Source organism: Bradyrhizobium lablabi, from assembly GCF_018129385.1.
Taxonomy (GTDB): Bacteria; Pseudomonadota; Alphaproteobacteria; order Rhizobiales; family Xanthobacteraceae; genus Bradyrhizobium; species Bradyrhizobium lablabi_C.
In genome coordinates, this window is the sequence record NZ_JAFCLN010000002.1 from 100635 (window position 1) to 115333 (window position 14699).

Below are 14699 nucleotides of genomic sequence, written 5' to 3' on the forward strand. Positions count from 1 at the left end.
CCGTCACGCCGCTGCCAGCAGCCGGTCCTTGCTGACCGGCTCGTTGGAAAATTCACGCACGACCGCGCCGCGCCTCAGCACCAGGATGCGGTCGGAAAGCGACAGCACCGTCTCCGGTTCCGTCGACAATACGATGATCGCCAGTCCCCTTTGCCGCAGGTCGCGCACGATATTGATGACGTCGTTCTTCGCGCCCACATCCATGCCGCGCGTCGGCTCGCACAGCACGAGCAGCCGCGGCGGATAGCTCAGCCACTTCGCCAGCGCCACCTTCTGCTGATTGCCGCCCGAGAGCATGCCGAGGTCGAGGCCGACCACGGGAGGCCGGATCTGCAATTGCTGGACCTGCCGTTTTGCGATCTCCCGCTCGCGCGCCGGCTTGAGCAGCAAAGCTGAAATGCGCTCAAGGATGCTGATCGAGATGTTCTTGTAGACCGGCTCCTGGTGGAACAGCATCGCACGCCGGCTTTCGGGCACCAGGGCGACACCTGCACGACGCGCATCAGCCGTGCTGGCGAACCTTCTCGGACGGCCGTCCACCGAGAGCGTGCCACTGTCCGGCGTCAGTTTGCCGAACAATATCCGCGACAGCTCCTGCTGCCCGCAGCCCATGAATCCGTAGATTCCCAGCACTTCGCCGGAACGCGTCTCGAACGACACCTCCCGCAGACTGCGGGCGAGCGAGAGTTGCTCCGCCTTCAGCACAACGGAGCCGCCGTTCGATGTCGGCAGCATCAAATCGTCGGTGTAGCTGTGCTCCAGCGCTTCACCACCTCGGCCGATCATGGCTTCGATCAGGGCACCCTTGGTGGTCGCCGCGGCCACGCTCTCGGCGACCTTGCGGCCGTTGCGGAACACGGTCACGGTGTCGGAGACACGCAGGATGTCCTCAATGAAATGCGAGATGAACACGATGCCGGTGCCTTCGTCACGCAGCCGCTGTAGCGTCGCAAAGAGGCGTTCGACCTCGGGCGGAGAGAGGGCCGATGTCGGCTCGTCCAGCACAATGATGCGCGCGCCGGAGAACAGCACGCGGGCGATCTCGATGAGCTGCTGCTGGCCGATCGGCAGGTCGCCAAGCCGCGACATCGGGTTGACGTCGATGCCGAACCGGGCGAGCTGTTCTCCGGCCTCTCGCGCCATCCGCCGCCATTGCACGATGCCGAGCCGGTTGGTCGGCTGGTTGCCGAGAAACACGTTTTCGGCGACCGTCAGATCGGGTGCGACGCTGAGCTCCTGATGGACCATGGCGATGCCGGCGGCATGGGCATCGCGGGCCGATCGAAAGCGGGTCTCCTGTCCATCCACCAGGAAACGGCCGGAGAATTCGGGATGCAGGCCGGCGATGATCTTCATCAACGTGCTTTTTCCGGCGCCGTTTTCGCCGACCAGACCGTGGATTTCGCCCGCATACAGCGCGAAATCGACACCGCGAAGGGCTTCGACGCCGCCGAAGCTCTTCGTGATGCCAGCCAGCTCAAGGACAGGCGAGCGGTCCTGCGGCATGGACGTCAGATCAGGAAGTGGTCTTCCATCCACTGCATGCCCGCGGCATTCGCCTTCGTCACGACCGGACCGTCGGTGACGACGCTTTTCGGAATGCCCTGGCCGCTCTTTTCGCCCCCCACGACGGCGGCAACGCCGGCGACGATGGCGCCGCCATGGATGCGGCAGGAGGGATTGCGGACGGTGGCGAACATGCGGCCTTCGCTCACCGCCTGGATCGCCGGCGGCATGGCGTCGACCCCGCCGATCAGGATGTTGGTGCGGTTACGCGCCTTCATGATGTTGTAGGCGGCGAGCGCCATATCGTCATTGTGGAAGAAGGCCGCGTCGATCTGCGGATATTTGGTGAGGTAGGTCTCCCACAGCCGCGCGGTCTTCGAGACGTCCCAATCGGCCGGCTGAGTGTCGAGCACTTCGATGTTCGGAAATTGCTTGACGACCGAATTGAAGCCTTTGGCTCGACCCTGTGCGCCGGTATGGCCGAGCGCGCCTTGCGTCATGATGATCTTGCCCTTGCCGCCCATGGCGTTGCAGAGGGCCTGCGTCACCGAGGCGCCCATGAACTCATTGTCCGGGGCAAGGAAGGAATGGACGTTGATCTGATCGAGCGGCGCGATCAGCGTGTCCATGTCGATCACGGGCGTGCCGGCACTGATCATCTTCTGCACAGGCTGGGTTAGCGTGCCGATGCCGAACGCCTGGATGGCGACGAAATCCCATTTTTGCGAAGCCATGTTGTCGATCGCGGCGCGCTGCTTCACTGCATCGAGCTGGCCGTCGAACCAGGTCACCTCGACATTGAACAGCTTGCCCCAGAATTCCGCGGCCTGTTTGCCCTGCGCGCACCAGGTGGCCTGTAGGCCCGCGTTGGAGAATGCCGCCTTCAACGGCTTGTCCGACCGTCCAACGGCCTCGGCCGCCAGTGCCGGATTTATGCCCATGCTGCCGAGGATTGCTGTCGCGGCGCCGGCAGTTGCTGCCGCCTGAAGAAGATCACGCCTGGTCTTCGAGAAATCTTTCGTCCCGGACATCTCTCGCTCCCATGATTTTATGCATTGGCAGCGTCATTGTTTGCGCTACCCAAGGTGGTCAGTGTCTCACAACAGAGGCGATCACGCTACCGTCCATCGCGCGGGCAACCGTCGCCGTGTTGGTGCAATGCAGTGCGTCAGTCCGGGTCGGCAAAGGCGGCGATGTCGGCGAGAAGCCGGTCCCACGCATGATCGATGTCATGCGACCATTCGGGCCCCAGCACCTCGCGCAGCGTGTCCCGGATCACGCCGAAGAACGAAACGAACAAATCCCGCGGCGTGCCGTAGGCGTCGTGCGAGGAGACCTCGCATTCGATCATGCGGAATTTGCCGCTGCGCTCGCCGGCGAAATCGAGAATGGCCTCGATCGTCATGGCGAGCATCGAACCCTTGACGAGTTCGCTGCCTTCGCTGCGAAACATCGTCTGCGTCTCGGGGTGCTTTGCGAACAGGCGGCGATAGACCAGCGGCGTCAGATCCTCGCAACATTCGGCCGCGAGTTCGAAGCTGCGCTCGATGGGATTTCCTGATCGCTTCATTGGTTGATTGAAATAAACAAAAAAAGAGCAGGGCGGTTAGCCCTGCTCCAAAAATTGTGTCGACCCTATTTCCCCGAAAATTTGGATTTGATCTTGATTGACGGGGTGACGCTGCTTGTGCGCGTCGGGCTCCTCCCGAGACTTGGACCACCAGACTTACCTTGCGGTCGGCCTGAGCCCGCAGTCCTAGACCATCTTGGTCGCCTTGTCATCAATTTCAGCAACGAATGTTCAAAATTCCAGCAATCTGCGAAATGATTGGGATTGCGCCAGTTTTAGTTGCAGAAGCAGCGTCTGGACCCGTCGCGGGGTAAGGGAGTAGGGCCGACCAGCGCCTTGCCCGACTGTGGCCCGAATACACCGGCCGCCCAATTGATGATCGCCCGCAGGATCGCGCAGGGAACCTGGTCTCGACTCCCGACTCTGCCGGTGATTAGGTGACAGGGAATGGATCTGGCGATGCGTCGGCGGCTCAAAAACTTTCTGCCCATAATCCTGTTTGCGCTGGCGGTGCAGATTTTCGCACCGATCGGCGCCTGCTGGGCGGCCAGCATTGCGGCTTCCGATCCCCTTGCAGGCGCCGTGATCTGCCATGGCAACGCAGCACCAGGGTCGGCCCAAAGCGACCAGACCGGCCCGCACAGGGCCCATGACGGCTGCTGTTCGGTTTGCAGCGTTCTCCATACGGGGGTGCCGGTCGACACGCCGCAGACGGCGCTGGCCTTCACCTTCGACCGCCAGGCTGAAGCCGTCATCTGGCATGCCTTCTCGCCTGATCGGTCCGGGACCCGCTCCGGCTCCCCGGCGCAGGCGCGCGCACCGCCCTCCATCTCCTGACGTCACGAGCACTCCAACGATCGGTGCGGCTGGCTGCCGTGCCGATCCGTGCCAGTTCAACAGGCCGGCCATGAGCCGGCGTCAGGAAATTCCAGGAAGATTCCATGGTTCGCCATCGCTCGATCCCGGGCGGTCTTGCACGCAGCGTTGTGGCGTCCGCCGCAATTCTCGCGGCTGCACCCGCGTTTGCCCAAGATAGCCCGCAAACAACGCTGCCGCCGGTTACGGTCGAGCCGCCGCGGCAACAAAGGGTGACTGCGCCCCGCGCCCCGCAGCGCTCCGCAGCTCGCACAACCCGCGCCCCGCGTGTTCGCACGACGCCCCCGGCCACCGCGCCGGTCGCGAGCGATCTCGCGCGAGGGCCTGCGCTGACCGTCCTGACGGTGCAGCAGGCCATCCGCGACATCCAGCAGACCCCGGGTGGTGTCGCGCTCGTTCCCGCCGAGGCCTACAAGAACTCGACGGTGGCCAACACCATCAAGGATATCCTCGATTATGTTCCCGGCGTTTTCGCGCAGCCCAAATGGGGCGACGACACGCGGCTGTCGATCCGCGGCTCCGGCCTGTCGCGCAATTTCCATCTGCGCGGCGTCCAACTCTACATGGACGGCATTCCGATCAACACGTCCGACGGCTACGGCGATTTCCAGGAGATCGACCCGACCGCCTACAAATATGTCGCGGTCTACAAGGGCGCCAATGCGCTGCAATTCGGCGCCAATGCGCTGGGCGGCGCGATCAATTTCGTGACGCCGACCGGCCGCGATCCCTTTCCGAATGGCGTGTCGGCTGATCTCGGCGGTTTCGGGTTCCGTCGCTTGCAAGGAAATGTCGGCGGCGCGAATGGTCCGTGGGACGGTTTCATCACGGCGTCCACGCAGGCCGCCGAGGGCTTCCGCGACCACAGCTTTGGGCAGGCGACGCGCATCAGCGGCAATGTCGGCTATCAGTTCTCGCCGGACTTCGAGACGCGATTCTATCTCAACGCCAACGAGGTGCGCCAACGTATCCCCGGCAGCGTGACCAAGACCTCGGCGCTCACTTCGCCGGAGGCGGCGGCCCCCATCAACGTGATCAACGACTGGCAGCGCAACATCGACACCGTCCGCATCGCCAACAAGAGCACCATCCGGCTCGACAACACGATCATCGATTTCGGCGCGTTCGGTGTCGATCGCCACCTGATGCATCCGATCTTCCAGTGGCTCGACTACCGCTTCAAGGACTATGGCGGCTTCGCCAAGGTAACCGATGAACGGATGATCGGCGGTTTTCGCAACCGGTTCGTGGCCGGCTTCAATATCCTCAACGGCACGATCGACGCCCGGCAGTTCGCGAATATCGGTGGCTTCAAGGGCGCCCCGACATCTTCCTTGCTGCAATCGCCGGAGAATTATTCGGCTTATGCGGAAAATTCGTTCTACGTCGTCCCGAATGTCGCGCTGATCGCCGGTACGCAATATCTCTTCGCCGTGCGCGACCAGCGCGTCAATTTTTCCACCAATGGCGACGTGAATGGCCGCAGCACGTTCAGCCTCTGGAGCCCGAAGGTCGGCGCGATCTGGGATGTCGATCCGACCTGGCAGGTTTTTGGAAACATCTCGCGCAGCGCAGAGGTACCAAGCTTCGGCGAGAGCGTCGCTCCCAACTTCTTCAATCCGACCTTTCCGAACATCCCATTTTTCCTGATCAAACCGCAGATCGCGACCACCTATGAAATCGGCACGCGCGGCAGGCGGCCGGACTTCACCTGGGAATTGGCCGGCTATCGCGCCAACATCCGCGACGAATTGCAGTGCCAGTACAGCTCCTTCGGCAATTGCAATGTCACCAATCTCGATCGCACCATCCATCAGGGCATCGAGGCCGGCGTCGGCGCTGCGGTTTTCAGAAACGTGTTCGTGGCGGCAAGCGCGCCCGACAAGATCTGGCTCAATCTCGCCTACACCTTCAACGATTTCCGCTTCGACAATGATCGCACGTTCGGCAACAACCAGTTGCCCGGCGCACCGCGCCACTATCTGCGTGCCGAGCTGCTTTACAAGCATCCGACCGGCTTCTATGCCGGCCCCAATCTGGAGTGGGTCCCCGAGTCCTACTACGTCGACAGCGCCAATACGCTGAAGACCGAACCTTATGCCCTGTTGGGCTTCAAGGCAGGTGTCGACAACGGCGGCACCTTTTCGTTCTACCTCGAAGCTAGGAACCTGACCAACAAGACCTACATTGCTTCAGCCAGCGTTATCGACCGGGCCAATCCGGCCTCGCCGCTGTTCGAGCCCGGCACCGGGCGTGCGATCTATGTAGGGGCGAAGGCTCGCTGGTAACGAATTCAATCCGATACAACCAACAAGAAGTGATAAGGAGCATCTCATGCCATCAATCCTACGCAGCATTGCTTGCGCCGCAGTTCTCGCCAGTCTGTTTGCCGCGTCCGCGCAAGCGCAGGAGGTCAAGGCCGGTGACCTCGTGATTTCGCAGGCCTGGAGCCGCGCCACACCGGGCGGCGCCAAGATCGGCGGCGGCTATCTGACCATCGACAACAAGGGCAATGCGCCCGATCGTCTGGTCAGCGTTGCGGGCGACGTTGCCGGCAAGATCGAAATCCACGAGATGGCCATGAACAATGGCGTCATGACGATGCGTCCGCTCGACAAGGGGCTGCCGATCGAGCCCGGCAAGACCGTCAAGCTCGCGCCGGGCGGTTACCACCTGATGCTGATGGACCTGAAGAATCCGCTGAAGCAAGGGGACAAGGTGCCGCTGACGCTTGAATTCGAGAAAGCGGGCAAGGTGAATGTTGCACTCGACGTACAGGGTGTCGGCGCGCAGGCGCCTGCCGCGGGCGGCGATCATTCCGGGCACATGATGAAGAAGTGAGGGCGAACATGCCGCGCGCGAGCCTTCTCATCCTCGTCACCGCGCTCGCCGCTTCGCCGGCGGGCGCCCACGTCACACTGGAAAACCGCCAGGCGGCGGTTGGCAGTTTCTACAAGGCGGTCTTCGCCGTGCCGCATGGCTGCGCCGGTTCGGCCACCACCAAGATCCGTGTGCAGATTCCGGAAGGCGTCATCGGAATAAAGCCGATGCCGAAGACCGGCTGGAAGCTCGAGACGGTGAAGGGAAAATACGCCAACACTTACGAATTCCACGGCGCCAAAGTGAGCGAAGGCGTCAAGGAAGTGGCGTGGAGCGGCGGCAAGCTCGCCGACGACAATTACGATGAATTCGTGATGGCGACGTACCTCACGGACGGCCTGAAGCCGAACAGCACGCTGTATTTCCCCGTCGTGCAGGAATGCGAGCAGGGCGTTAGCCGCTGGATCGATATCCCGGCGGAAGGCCAAGGTGGCCATTCCCATGACCCCGGCAGCAAATCGCCGGCGCCCGGCCTCAAGCTGATGCCAAAACGCTGACGATGCGTCTTGCCGCCGTCATTGCGGCGCTGTTGTCGGTCCTTTGTTTTGCGACCGGCGCGCTCGCGCATGCGACGCTGGTTGCGACCGAGCCCGCCGACGGCAGCGTGCTGGCGCAGGCGCCAAAGATGATCCATCTGCGCTTCAACGAAGGCGTCACGCCCGGCGCTATCAGCCTGATCGATGCCGAGGGCAAATCGCGCGACGACATCACCTCGCAGGTCTCCGGTCCGTCCGTCTTCATCGCGTTGCCCGACAATCTGCCGCGCGGCACGCAGATCGTCAGTTATCGCGTGGTGTCGCAGGATGGGCATCCCGTCGCGGGATCCCTGATGTTTTCGGTCGGCGCGGTGACGCGCGAGGCGGCAGGGCAGGCGAGTGGCGGTCCGTCACGGGTCGATATCTGGCTTGCGCGGATAGGTGTCTATCTCGGACTGTTTGTCGGCGTCGGCGGCGCGTTCTTCGCGGCCTGGATCGGACGCGGAGCGGATGGCGCAACGACCATCAGGCGCGTGCTCGGCGTTGGCCTCGTCAGCGCTGTCGTATCGCTTGGCCTGCAAGGCCTCGATTTGCAAAATCTTCCGCCGGGCGCGCTGGCAACGCTTGCGCCATGGAAGGCCGCATTCTCCACCAGTTTTGGGCCGTCGATGCTGATCGCGATCGCGGCCGTGGTGCTTGCATGGTTCGCCCGGCGTAGCCCGAGCCGGACGACCGCCCGGGTGCTCACCTCCGTGGCGATGGCGGGTGTCGGACTTTCGCTGGCCGCGAGTGGGCATGCCGCGACGGCGTCGCCGCAATGGTTGTCGCGGCCGTTGGTATTCGTTCATGGCGTCGGCGTCGCTTACTGGATTGGTGCGCTGGTGCCGCTCGCGGCGATGGCGCGGCAACGATCGTCGGGCCTGTTGCGGGCGCTGCGCAGCTTCTCGGCTGGCGCGGTGGCAGCCGTGGGACTGGTGGCGTTGACCGGCCTCACGCTGGCGGCCATTCAGTTGCAAAGCTTTCGTGCGCTGGTCGATACCGGTTACGGGGCCATCCTCTTGGTCAAGCTGGGGCTGGTGATCGTCCTGCTCGGCTTTGCGGCCCTGAATCGTTTTGTGGTGACGCCGGCGCTCGCGGCCGATCCCGACGATACGCATCCATTGTTCGGATCAATTCTCGTTGAGCTCGTTCTCGTGATTGCAATTCTGGCCGCCGTGGCCGGCTGGCGCTTCACCCCGCCGCCGCGCGCACTGGCGGCTTCCACCCAGCCGCCGCTGGCGATCCATATCCACACCGATGCGGCGATGTTCCAGGTGCTGATCTCGCCCGGCAAGGTCGGGACCGATAATTTTGTGCTTCAGTTGATGAACGGCGACGCCAGCCCCCTCGAGGCGAAGGAAGTGACGCTGACGCTGAGCCTGCCCGAACGCGGCGTCGAGGCACTCGAGCGCAAGGCGGCCCCTGGGCGCGACGGCTACTGGCACGTCCGCGACGTGGCGCTGCCGCTTGCCGGCCGCTGGCATATACGGATCGACGCGCTGGTCACCGATTTCCAGAAGGTCACTCTGGAAGACGATTTCGACCTGCGCTGACGGTGCCATGGCGAGCGCACGCCATGGAGCTCCATTCCGGCCTGAAATCGCAGGAAACCCGCCGTTTTGGCGGCCTTTTCGGTCCCCTTGCCCTTGTATTTTCACACCCGATCCGGTTTCACTGCGTCTCTTCCCGTGTCCCCCTGATTCCTGAGTGTCGTCATGAGATTGTCGCGGTTTTTTCTTCCGATCCTGAAAGAGAATCCGAAGGAGGCGGAGATCGTCTCGCACCGCTTGATGCTGCGCGCGGGCATGATGCGGCAGGAGGCGGCCGGCATCTATGCGTGGCTGCCATTGGGATTTCGGGTGTTGAAGAAGATCGAGCAGATCGTCCGCGAAGAGCAGGATCGCGCCGGCGCGCTCGAATTGTTGATGCCGACGCTGCAACTCGCCGACCTCTGGCGCGAGAGCGGCCGCTATGATGCCTACGGGCCGGAAATGCTCCGCATCACCGACCGCCACAAGCGCGAATTGCTGTACGGGCCGACCAACGAGGAGATGATCACGGAAATCTTCCGTTCATACGTGAAGTCGTATCGCAACCTGCCGCTCAATCTTTACCACATCCAGTGGAAGTTTCGCGACGAGCAGCGCCCGCGTTTCGGCGTGATGCGCGGCCGCGAATTTTTGATGAAGGATGCCTATTCCTTCGATATCGACGAAGCCGCCGCCCGGCTCTCCTACAACAAGATGTTCGTGGCTTACTTGCGCACCTTCGCGCGAATGGGATTGAAGGCGATCCCGATGCGCGCTGAGACCGGCCCGATCGGCGGTGACCTCAGCCATGAATTCATCGTGCTCGCGGAGACCGGCGAGTCCGGCGTCTACTGCGACAGCGACGTGCTCAATCTGCCGATCCCCGGCGACGACGTCGATTACGACGGCGATCTCACCCCGATCATCAAGCAATGGACCTCGGTCTACGCGGCGACTGAAGACGTCCACGATGCTGCGCGCTTCGAGCGAGAGGTGCCGGCGGAAAAGAAAGTGCACACCCGCGGCATCGAGGTCGGCCAGATCTTCTATTTCGGCACCAAATATTCCGACTCCATGAAGGCGCTGGTGGCAGGTCCCGACGGTGTCGACGTCCCGATCCATGGCGGCTCGTATGGCGTTGGCGTCTCGCGGCTGGTTGGCGCCATCATCGAGGCCTGCCATGACGATGTCGGCATCAAATGGCCGGAAGCGGTCGCCCCGTTCCGGGCCACCATTTTGAACCTGAAGCAGGGCGATGCCGCGGTCGATGGCGCCTGCGAAAATCTCTACCGCGAGCTCACTGCCAAGGGCGTCGATGTGCTTTACGACGATACCGATCAACGCGCGGGCGCCAAATTCGCCGGGGCCGACCTGATTGGCATTCCCTGGCAAATCCTGGTCGGGCCAAAGGGCCTTGCCGAGGGCAAGGTCGAGGTCAAGAAGCGCAGCGACGGCTCACGTGAAAACCTGTCGCCGGCTGAGGTGGTCGCGCGGCTGGCCGGATAGGGATTATCCACCGAACCGCTTCGCTTCCGGGCAATACGGCCACAATTGGCCCGAATCATGGGATTATCGAGAGATGGATGACGCCATGAACGAGCCGCTCCGCACAGCACCTTTCGCGCCATTCGAGTGGCTAGTGTCCGGGCGCTATCTGCGGGCGCGCCGCAAGGAAGGATTCATTTCCGTCATCGCCGGGTTTTCCTTCCTCGGCATCATGCTGGGCGTTGCGACGCTCATCGTTGTCATGGCCGTACTGAACGGTTTTCGGAACGAATTGCTGGACAAGATACTCGGCCTCAACGGCCATATTCTGGTGCAGCCGCTCGAGTCGCCGCTGACCGACTGGAAGGACGTCGCCGACCGCGTCAGCCAGGTCCCGGGCGTGCGGCTTGCCGCGCCCGTGGTCGACGGCCAGGCACTGGCGTCTTCAGCATTGAAAGCCACCGGAGTGCTGGTACGCGGCATGCGCGCCGATGATATCAACAACCTCGCGCCGATCGCCAGAAACCTCAAGGAAGGTTCGCTCGAGCGGTTCGACGAAGGGCAGGGCGTGGCGATCGGCCGGAGCCTTGCCGATCAATTGAAGCTGCATGCCGGCGACAGCATCACGCTGGTGGCGCCGCGCGGCGCCGTGACGCCGATGGGCACGACGCCCCGCATCAAGCCTTACAAGATCGCCGCCGTGTTCGAGATCGGCATGTCGGAATACGATTCGTCGCTCGTGCTCATGCCGCTGTCGGAGTCGCAGGCCTATTTCAACCGCAACAACGACGTCAGCGCGATCGAGGTGTTCACGGCCAATCCCGACCGGATCGATGCGTTTCGTGAAGCCGTGACCGAGGCTGCCGGGCGACCGGTGTTTTTGGTCGACTGGCGCCGGCGCAACTCGACATTCTTCAATGCGTTGCAGGTCCAGCGCAATGTCATGTTCCTGATCCTGACCATGATCGTGCTGGTGGCGGCGCTCAACATCGTCTCCGGCCTGATCATGCTGGTGAAGGACAAGGGCCAGGATATCGCAATCCTGCGCACCATGGGCGCTTCGCAGGGGGCGGTCATGCGGGTGTTCCTGATTACCGGCGCTGCGATCGGCGTCGTCGGCACGCTGACAGGGGTCGTGGTCGGTTTGGTCATCTCGCTGAACATCGAAGCGCTTGAGCGGTTTCTGTCCTGGCTGACCAACACCGACTTGTTTCCGCGCGATCTGTATTTCCTCTCGAAGCTTCCTGCCGAAATCGCGTTCGGCGAGGTTGCCGCCGTGGTGGTCATGGCGCTGGCGCTGTCGTTCCTGGCGACGCTCTACCCGTCCTGGCGGGCCGCCCGCCTCGATCCCGTCGACGCGCTGAGGTACGGCTGATGGACAACGCCATGAACGAGCCACTCCGCACAGCACCTTTCGCGCCATTCGAGTGGCTATTGTCCGGGCGCTATCTGCGGGCGCGCCGCAAGGAAGGTTTTATTTCCGTGATCGCCGGGTTTTCCTTCCTCGGCATCATGCTGGGCGTTGCGACGCTGATCATCGTGATGGCGGTGATGAACGGCTTCCGCAAGGAACTGCTGGACAAGATTCTCGGCCTCAACGGCCACATCCTGGTGCAGCCGCTGGAATCGCCGCTGACCGACTGGAAGGACGTCGCCGACCGTATCAGCCAGGTGCAGGGCATCCGGCTCGCCGCGCCCGTGGTCGACGGCCAGGCGCTGGCGTCCTCGGCATTCAATGCCTCCGGTGTGCTGGTGCGCGGCATGCGCGCCGAGGACCTCAACAACCTCACGTCCATCGCCAAGAACATCAAGCAGGGCTCGCTCGAGGGCTTTGACGAAGGGCAGGGTGTCGCGATCGGCCGCCGGCTCGCCGATCAATTGTCGCTGCATGCCGGCGACAGCATCACGCTGGTGGCGCCGCGCGGCGCAGTGACGCCGATGGGCACGACGCCGCGCATCAAACCCTATCGCGTCGCCGCCGTGTTCGAGATCGGCATGTCTGAATACGACGCAGGCTTCGTGTTCATGCCGCTGCCGGAGGCGCAGGCCTATTTCAACCGCAACAATGACGTCACTGCGATCGAGGTATTCACGACCAACCCCGATCGCATCGACACGTTTCGCAAGTCCGTGACCGAAGCCGCCGGCCGGCCGGTATTTTTGGTCGACTGGCGTCAGCGCAATTCGACCTTCTTCAATGCGCTACAGGTCGAGCGCAACGTAATGTTCCTGATCCTGACCATGATCGTGCTGGTGGCGGCGCTGAACATCGTCTCCGGCCTGATCATGCTGGTGAAGGACAAGGGCCAGGACATTGCGATCCTGCGCACGATGGGCGCCTCGCAGGGCTCCATCATGCGGGTGTTCCTTATCACGGGTGCGGCCATTGGCGTCGTCGGCACGCTGACGGGCTTTTTCGTCGGCATGCTGATCTGCCTGAACATCGAATCGATCCGGCAGTTCCTGTCCTGGCTCACCAACACCGAACTGTTCTCGCCGGAACTGTATTTCCTGTCGCGACTGCCTGCCGAGATCGATGTAGGCGAGACCACCGCTGTCGTGGTCATGGCGCTGACGCTTTCCTTCCTGGCCACGCTCTACCCGTCATGGCGTGCCGCGCGCCTCGATCCCGTCGATGCGCTCCGGTACGAGTGAGGGCCCGATGGAGCAGCAGCAGGGGGCGGAAGATGTACCGGTGGTCTATCTTCACGATATCAAGCGCCAGTACACGCAAGGCGAGTCGACGCTGACGATCCTCAACGGCGCAAAGCTTGCGCTTTGGGCCGGGCAATCGGTGGCGCTGGTCGCGCCTTCCGGCTCGGGCAAGTCGACGCTGCTGCATATCGCCGGCCTGCTGGAGACCCCCGACGATGGCGAGGTCTATGTTGGCGGTGCGCCGACCTCGCAATTGTCCGATACGGAGCGCACGCAGATCCGGCGCTCGGATATCGGCTTCGTTTACCAGTCGCACCGGCTGCTGCCGGAATTCACCGCGCTCGAAAACGTCATGCTGCCGCAGATGATCCGCGGGCTGAAGCGCAGCGAGACCGTCAAGCGCTCGACCGAAATCCTGTCGTATCTTGGCCTTGGCGAGCGCGTCTCACACCGGCCGGCGGAACTATCCGGCGGCGAACAGCAGCGGGTTGCGATTGCACGCGCCGTCGCCAACGCGCCGCGGGTGCTGTTGGCCGACGAGCCGACCGGAAATCTCGATCCAGGCACCGCCGATCACGTCTTCAATGCGCTGATGCAATTGGTCCGCGCCACGCGCGTGGCAATGCTGATCGCCACCCACAACATGGATCTGGCCAACCGCATGGACCGCCGTGTCTCGCTGGTCGACGGGCAGGTGGTTGAACTGGAGTAATTCCTAGTAATAGGCCGGACGCCGCTTGTAAGCCCGCGCCGGGCCCATGGCGGCCTGGGCTGTATAGGGATTGACCACGCACTGGGCTGCCCGGCCTGATGCCGAGATATTGCATTGGGCAATCGAAGTATAGTTGCACTCGTAATAAGTGATCGGTCCGTACACATGCAGGCAGACCGGATAGCCCGCATATGTTTGGGCCGTCGCAGGGCTCGCGAGGGAAACTGCCGCGGTCGCCAAAATGGCCAAAGCTGGAATGCGCATCACAACCTCCTCCGGGACTGGCGGCCGCGGTCATCACGCATTTCCGCCTTGGCATTGTAGTCGGGATTTTCGGCGCACCAGGCGTCGCGGCCGGCGGCCGTCGCCTGACATTGCCGGTAGCTCGTGAAGCTGCAGTCGCCGCGAGATGCATCAAAATCGCAACCCTTGATGCAATAGGGATAGTCGCGCGCCATCGCCGGCATTGCGCACGCCGCACCCACCAACGTCAGCGCCAACAGCAGGCCTCGCATCGGCGCTCCAGCTTTCAATTTTGGAGCAGACAGGGCCGACACGTGCGCGTCAATTCACGTTCGCTGGATGAACCGCGATGGCGGTCAATACGTGCGATAGCCCGGCGGCGGAGGCAGGGCCGGGGGCAGGCGGCGCCCGGAGGTGCGCGGCGGAGCGCTCTCGTCCACAAAGTAGGGATTCTCGACGCACCACAGCCGCCGGCCGGACGCGGTCGCCTGGCACTGCTCGTAGCTGATGAACGTGCAGTTGCTCAGGCCCGGTTGCTCCGGTCCCGTGATGCAGAACGGATAGCGGGTGCCGACGGCCTCGGCCGGCGCGGTGCCGATCGCAGCGAGTCCGCCGACGGTCAGGATGGCCATGATTGCGTTACGCATGAAAGTCTCCAGTTTCTGGCCCGTGGCCCGCGACGGCGCTGATCGATTCTCTGGTCTCACCCAAGCCGGGCAGGTGGGTTT

The 14699-nt window shown here is 63.0% G+C and carries 15 protein-coding genes; 9 read left to right on the forward strand and 6 right to left on the reverse strand.

All coding sequences use genetic code 11. The features are described from left to right. Positions 1 to 3: 3 nt before the first annotated feature. The 3 genes from JQ628_RS03990 to JQ628_RS04000 form a co-directional block, all read right to left on the reverse strand. On the reverse strand, positions 4 to 1506 hold the full coding sequence (locus JQ628_RS03990) for a sugar ABC transporter ATP-binding protein (protein ID WP_212219637.1): 1503 nt from the start codon (positions 1504 to 1506) through the stop codon (positions 4 to 6). Between the two features lie 5 nt (positions 1507 to 1511). Then, on the reverse strand, positions 1512 to 2537 hold the full coding sequence (locus tag JQ628_RS03995) for a sugar ABC transporter substrate-binding protein (RefSeq protein ID WP_212219639.1): 1026 nt from the start codon (positions 2535 to 2537) through the stop codon (positions 1512 to 1514). Positions 2538 to 2674: 137 nt separating this feature from the next. Then, entirely contained in the window at positions 2675 to 3076 is a 402-nt protein-coding gene (locus JQ628_RS04000; RefSeq protein ID WP_212219642.1) for a globin, read from the reverse strand. 447 nt (positions 3077 to 3523) lie between these two features. Here JQ628_RS04000 and JQ628_RS04005 point away from each other — a divergent pair, with 447 nt between their 5' ends. From JQ628_RS04005 to JQ628_RS04045, 9 genes are all read left to right on the forward strand, one after another. Continuing rightward, a complete protein-coding gene (locus tag JQ628_RS04005) occupies positions 3524 to 3913 on the forward strand; it encodes a DUF2946 domain-containing protein (protein WP_249127478.1) in 390 nt (129 codons plus the stop codon). 104 nt (positions 3914 to 4017) lie between these two features. Next, positions 4018 to 6240: a TonB-dependent receptor family protein gene (locus JQ628_RS04010; protein WP_212219645.1), complete on the forward strand. Its 2223-nt coding sequence runs from the start codon at positions 4018 to 4020 to the stop codon at positions 6238 to 6240. A 46-nt stretch (positions 6241 to 6286) separates the two neighbouring features. After that, positions 6287 to 6793: a copper chaperone PCu(A)C gene (locus tag JQ628_RS04015; RefSeq protein ID WP_212219649.1), complete on the forward strand. Its 507-nt coding sequence runs from the start codon at positions 6287 to 6289 to the stop codon at positions 6791 to 6793. Between the two features lie 8 nt (positions 6794 to 6801). Beyond that, on the forward strand, positions 6802 to 7329 hold the full coding sequence (locus tag JQ628_RS04020) for a YcnI family copper-binding membrane protein (RefSeq protein WP_212219652.1): 528 nt from the start codon (positions 6802 to 6804) through the stop codon (positions 7327 to 7329). A gap of 2 nt (positions 7330 to 7331) precedes the next feature. Continuing rightward, positions 7332 to 8900 (forward strand): copper resistance CopC/CopD family protein, encoded by a 1569-nt coding sequence (locus tag JQ628_RS04025; protein ID WP_212219655.1) that lies wholly within the window; start codon positions 7332 to 7334, stop codon positions 8898 to 8900. 162 nt (positions 8901 to 9062) lie between these two features. Continuing rightward, positions 9063 to 10382 (forward strand): proline--tRNA ligase, encoded by a 1320-nt coding sequence (gene proS / locus JQ628_RS04030; protein WP_212219658.1) that lies wholly within the window; start codon positions 9063 to 9065, stop codon positions 10380 to 10382. Between the two features lie 73 nt (positions 10383 to 10455). Next, complete coding sequence (locus tag JQ628_RS04035) at positions 10456 to 11736, forward strand: lipoprotein-releasing ABC transporter permease subunit (RefSeq protein ID WP_212219660.1); 1281 nt, start codon at positions 10456 to 10458, stop codon at positions 11734 to 11736. Then, positions 11736 to 13016, forward strand: a complete 1281-nt coding sequence (locus JQ628_RS04040; RefSeq protein ID WP_212219663.1) for a lipoprotein-releasing ABC transporter permease subunit — start codon at positions 11736 to 11738, stop codon at positions 13014 to 13016. The genes JQ628_RS04035 and JQ628_RS04040 overlap by 1 nt, the downstream gene beginning before the upstream one ends. Before the next feature lie 7 nt (positions 13017 to 13023). Next, entirely contained in the window at positions 13024 to 13728 is a 705-nt protein-coding gene (locus JQ628_RS04045) for an ABC transporter ATP-binding protein (protein ID WP_212221087.1), read from the forward strand. A 3-nt stretch (positions 13729 to 13731) separates the two neighbouring features. Here JQ628_RS04045 and JQ628_RS04050 read toward each other — a convergent pair whose 3' ends face one another. The 3 genes from JQ628_RS04050 to JQ628_RS04060 form a co-directional block, all read right to left on the reverse strand. Then, positions 13732 to 13992 (reverse strand): DUF3551 domain-containing protein, encoded by a 261-nt coding sequence (locus JQ628_RS04050; RefSeq protein WP_212219666.1) that lies wholly within the window; start codon positions 13990 to 13992, stop codon positions 13732 to 13734. After that, on the reverse strand, positions 13992 to 14243 hold the full coding sequence (locus JQ628_RS04055) for a DUF3551 domain-containing protein (protein WP_212219669.1): 252 nt from the start codon (positions 14241 to 14243) through the stop codon (positions 13992 to 13994). Before JQ628_RS04055 ends, JQ628_RS04050 begins: the two co-directional genes overlap by 1 nt. 84 nt (positions 14244 to 14327) lie before the next feature. Next, on the reverse strand, positions 14328 to 14618 hold the full coding sequence (locus tag JQ628_RS04060; protein ID WP_212219672.1) for a DUF3551 domain-containing protein: 291 nt from the start codon (positions 14616 to 14618) through the stop codon (positions 14328 to 14330). Between the last annotated feature and the right edge of the window lie 81 nt (positions 14619 to 14699).

What these genes read in the sequence shown, in the direction of transcription:
- JQ628_RS03990 (WP_212219637.1), bottom strand. Translation starts at nt 1,506, where the DNA reads ATGCCGCAGGACCGCTCGCCTGTCCTTGAGCTGGCTGGCATCACGAAG.
- JQ628_RS03995 (WP_212219639.1), bottom strand. Translation starts at nt 2,537, where the DNA reads ATGTCCGGGACGAAAGATTTCTCGAAGACCAGGCGTGATCTTCTTCAG.
- JQ628_RS04000 (WP_212219642.1), bottom strand. Translation starts at nt 3,076, where the DNA reads ATGAAGCGATCAGGAAATCCCATCGAGCGCAGCTTCGAACTCGCGGCC.
- JQ628_RS04005 (WP_249127478.1), top strand. Translation starts at nt 3,524, where the DNA reads ATGGATCTGGCGATGCGTCGGCGGCTCAAAAACTTTCTGCCCATAATC.
- JQ628_RS04010 (WP_212219645.1), top strand. Translation starts at nt 4,018, where the DNA reads ATGGTTCGCCATCGCTCGATCCCGGGCGGTCTTGCACGCAGCGTTGTG.
- JQ628_RS04015 (WP_212219649.1), top strand. Translation starts at nt 6,287, where the DNA reads ATGCCATCAATCCTACGCAGCATTGCTTGCGCCGCAGTTCTCGCCAGT.
- JQ628_RS04020 (WP_212219652.1), top strand. Translation starts at nt 6,802, where the DNA reads ATGCCGCGCGCGAGCCTTCTCATCCTCGTCACCGCGCTCGCCGCTTCG.
- JQ628_RS04025 (WP_212219655.1), top strand. Translation starts at nt 7,332, where the DNA reads ATGCGTCTTGCCGCCGTCATTGCGGCGCTGTTGTCGGTCCTTTGTTTT.
- proS (WP_212219658.1), top strand. Translation starts at nt 9,063, where the DNA reads ATGAGATTGTCGCGGTTTTTTCTTCCGATCCTGAAAGAGAATCCGAAG.
- JQ628_RS04035 (WP_212219660.1), top strand. Translation starts at nt 10,456, where the DNA reads ATGGATGACGCCATGAACGAGCCGCTCCGCACAGCACCTTTCGCGCCA.
- JQ628_RS04040 (WP_212219663.1), top strand. Translation starts at nt 11,736, where the DNA reads ATGGACAACGCCATGAACGAGCCACTCCGCACAGCACCTTTCGCGCCA.
- JQ628_RS04045 (WP_212221087.1), top strand. Translation starts at nt 13,024, where the DNA reads ATGGAGCAGCAGCAGGGGGCGGAAGATGTACCGGTGGTCTATCTTCAC.
- JQ628_RS04050 (WP_212219666.1), bottom strand. Translation starts at nt 13,992, where the DNA reads ATGCGCATTCCAGCTTTGGCCATTTTGGCGACCGCGGCAGTTTCCCTC.
- JQ628_RS04055 (WP_212219669.1), bottom strand. Translation starts at nt 14,243, where the DNA reads ATGCGAGGCCTGCTGTTGGCGCTGACGTTGGTGGGTGCGGCGTGCGCA.
- JQ628_RS04060 (WP_212219672.1), bottom strand. Translation starts at nt 14,618, where the DNA reads ATGCGTAACGCAATCATGGCCATCCTGACCGTCGGCGGACTCGCTGCG.